The organism is Streptomyces sp. NPDC005728 (genome assembly GCF_040630895.1).
Taxonomy (GTDB): Bacteria; Actinomycetota; Actinomycetes; order Streptomycetales; family Streptomycetaceae; genus Streptomyces.
On sequence record NZ_JBEXYL010000251.1, the window covers coordinates 1 to 2,763 of the forward strand.

The following is a 2,763-nucleotide window of genomic DNA, read 5'->3' on the forward strand; positions in this document are numbered from 1 at the left end:
ACGATGGCTGCACGCGCCCGAGTCCCCACCACGGAATCCATGATCAACGATCACGGCTTCACCTCGCCACCGCCAACCATGCACGAGCTCGTTAGTGTTCAGTACCAGTATCACCGGCGCCTGTTCCCGGCCCTGCACGACTGGGAACGGACCGAGCGGGCCATCCTCGAGTTCACCGAAGGGAGCGGCCCCAGCGGGCTGCTGGGCCTTGACCAGATGGGGCACTTCGGCCCGCCCGGCTGCGATCTGGTAGCGGATGCGATCCGCGGAGCACTCCCGGACTCCCCCCTCACCTTCTGCGAACTGGGAAGCGGGTTCGGAGGCGCGCTTCGCTACATCGTGGACCGGCTTGTCGCAGGTGGGATCCCCGTGTCGCGGGCGTACGGCATCGACCTGGTTCCCGAACACTGCGCGGCCAGCCGCCGAATCAGCGCCAAACAGGGGCGCTCCATGATTGCCGAGATCTGTGCCTCGGCCACAGATGTGCCGTTGGAGGACGCTGCGCTCGATGCGGTGATCGTGACCGGTTCCATGCCTCACTTCCCCCGGCCCGATGAGGTGCTGCGTGAGGCAGCGCGCATGCTCCGGCCCGGAGGACTGCTCGTTGTGACGGAAGAGGTCAGTCTGACACCGGGCTTTGACGGCCCCTCACGAACATTTCGAGAAGTCCATCCCCGCGAGGTCTTCTTCACCACTCCGGTGGCAGAGCGCCTGGATCAGCTGCGCGCGGCGGGCTTCACCAGCTTCACCCGTCGGGACCTGCGGGACTGGGCGATCGCTTTGATCGAGGATCGGCTGAAGTTGATGCGGATCTTCCGGGGCGCTGGGGACAAGATATACGGCAAGGAATCGGTGGAGCTCATCCTGCGTACGCTCGCTACGGCCCGCGACGAGTACGCGACCCGACGCCTCCTGCCGGTGCTGTTGACGGCCAGGGCTGCGGAGTAACGATGCACCTCTGAGGCCATGCGGCAACGTGGCAAGACGTGGTCTCAGGCGAACCCGGGTGGCTCTGATTGCCCGAGGTTTGCGAGGGCAGCAGCGGATGACCAGTCGACTCGGCCGCCTGACGCTGGAGCCAAACGTGGCAGCCAGGAACAACGTCCTTGCAGGCTGTTCATCACGACGCACAGAGACCTGACAATCTCCGTGACACCGTTTCTGCATGGAACAGCCGCAGTACATGGTTATGTCCTCGATCCGGCCTTCGGTGCGGACCGACGGCACGCTCGGACCTCTCGGGGGCTCCCGGTAGAGCGCCAAGAACAAGCCGCCGACAGCGGGCGCCTGGTCCTGCCGCTCGAGATCGGCGGCTACACCTGTGCGATCGCGTTCGAGCGGGCGGGTGATGTTCTGTACTCGCGGAAGGTCACACACTGCTGTTCTTGCGCTCCGGCATGAGACCTGCCAACCGCCGTAGGACGCGCCTTTGCAGGTTAGGGGCTGTTCGCCGGGGCCCGGGCTGAAGGCGGGGTCGGCAGCGAGTACGTCGTGGACGGCTAGGGTGCAACAGGAACCGCTGAGGTGGGGTTGGCCGCTGGGGGCGCGGGCACGGGGGAGGGAACCGCCGCCAGGTCACGGGCCAGCGCGGAGAAGTCGACGAGCCTCGTCGCCTCCAGGATCTTGATGTGATCCAGCACGGTCGCGTTGGCGTCGTCGCCGAGGCTGCGGACCAGCGAGTTCTGGGTGCCGGCGCGGACTTGGGCGACGAGCGAGAACACCCGGCCGTGCGCGAGCCTGAGGATGGCCGCGAACTGCCGGTCGAACTCCTGGCCCATGGCCGCGGTCAGGGTGGCGAGCCACTGCTTCTGCTGCTCGTTGGGCTCGTTGGGCAGGGGAACGCGAAGCCGGGAGGCCGTGGTGCGCACGTGCGTGTCGAGGGAGGTGTGCCCGTCGACAAGGTGGTGCCCGGCTTCGCGTACGGCCTCGGTGGTGCCCTTGCGCTCCGCCAGCTGTCCGGCGGGCAGCTCCCACAGGCCCGCGAGGCGGGCCTTGGTGATGAAGTCCAGGTCCTGTGCGGACAGCGGGCCGAATGGGGTTGTCACAGTCGGTGCGCTGCGTACGTTCGCGCCGGCCGCGTCCGATGCGCCGGCGTACCACCAGATCGAAGAGAGCAGTGCTGTGGCCGTTGCCGCAAGGCACAGGGTGATGAGTCCGGTGCCGCTGAACATGCCTTGGACGGGACGGTGGGGGCGATGGCGCATGGTGCCTCCTGCCCGCACGGCAGGTGCTGCGTGTGCGGGCTTGGCATGGTAGGGCGGGTTGGGGGCGGCTCGGTAGGGGGTCGTTGAACTGCGGGCCTTCAGGGCGCTGAGCTGCGGGCAATCGTGCCTCCCCGAGTGCCCTACAGGGCCTGGGGACCCCCAGGTGGCACGTGGGGCGCAGCGGCGTCCTGTCGGCGCCGTGAGCGTCCATGAACGGCGCAGCAGCCGGCGCCGCACAGCTTGCCCTCCGGGGGCTCGACCGCGCCGTCGACGAGCGGGCCCTGGTCGTCCCCGCCCACTTCGGCGGCAGTGGCGCCATCGAGGTCCGCAAGAGGGATATAGGGTTGTACGTAACATAGCGGACACATGCACCTCGTGTTGCCGCTGCGGCATACCCTGCGCGTCATGACGGACTCGCAGGCCCCGGACATCACCGGCACCAACCCCCTCGCGCCCGCCCCCGCAGGCGCCCGCACCGCCGCCGACGTGGTCACCCCCGAACTGGTGGCCCAGCTGACCAAGGGCGTCGTCGGCTCAGGCCGTACCGCCAACCACACCC

General features: G+C 68.1%; 2 protein-coding genes. One reads left to right on the forward strand and one right to left on the reverse strand.

Going from position 1 to position 2,763, the window contains the following annotated elements; all coding sequences use genetic code 11:
• The coding region (locus tag ABZ471_RS48225; protein ID WP_359075507.1) for a class I SAM-dependent methyltransferase at positions 1 to 948 on the forward strand (948 nt) is incomplete at its 5' end.
• Between the two features lie 551 nt (positions 949 to 1,499).
• Here ABZ471_RS48225 and ABZ471_RS48230 read toward each other — a convergent pair.
• On the reverse strand, positions 1,500 to 2,204 hold the full coding sequence (locus ABZ471_RS48230) for a DUF4142 domain-containing protein (protein ID WP_359075508.1): 705 nt from the start codon (positions 2,202 to 2,204) through the stop codon (positions 1,500 to 1,502).
• Positions 2,205 to 2,763: the final 559 nt, after the last annotated feature.

Coding starts and splice junctions, on each gene's coding strand:
- ABZ471_RS48230 (WP_359075508.1), bottom strand. CDS start 2,204: ATGCGCCATCGCCCCCACCGTCCCGTCCAAGGCATGTTCAGCGGCACC.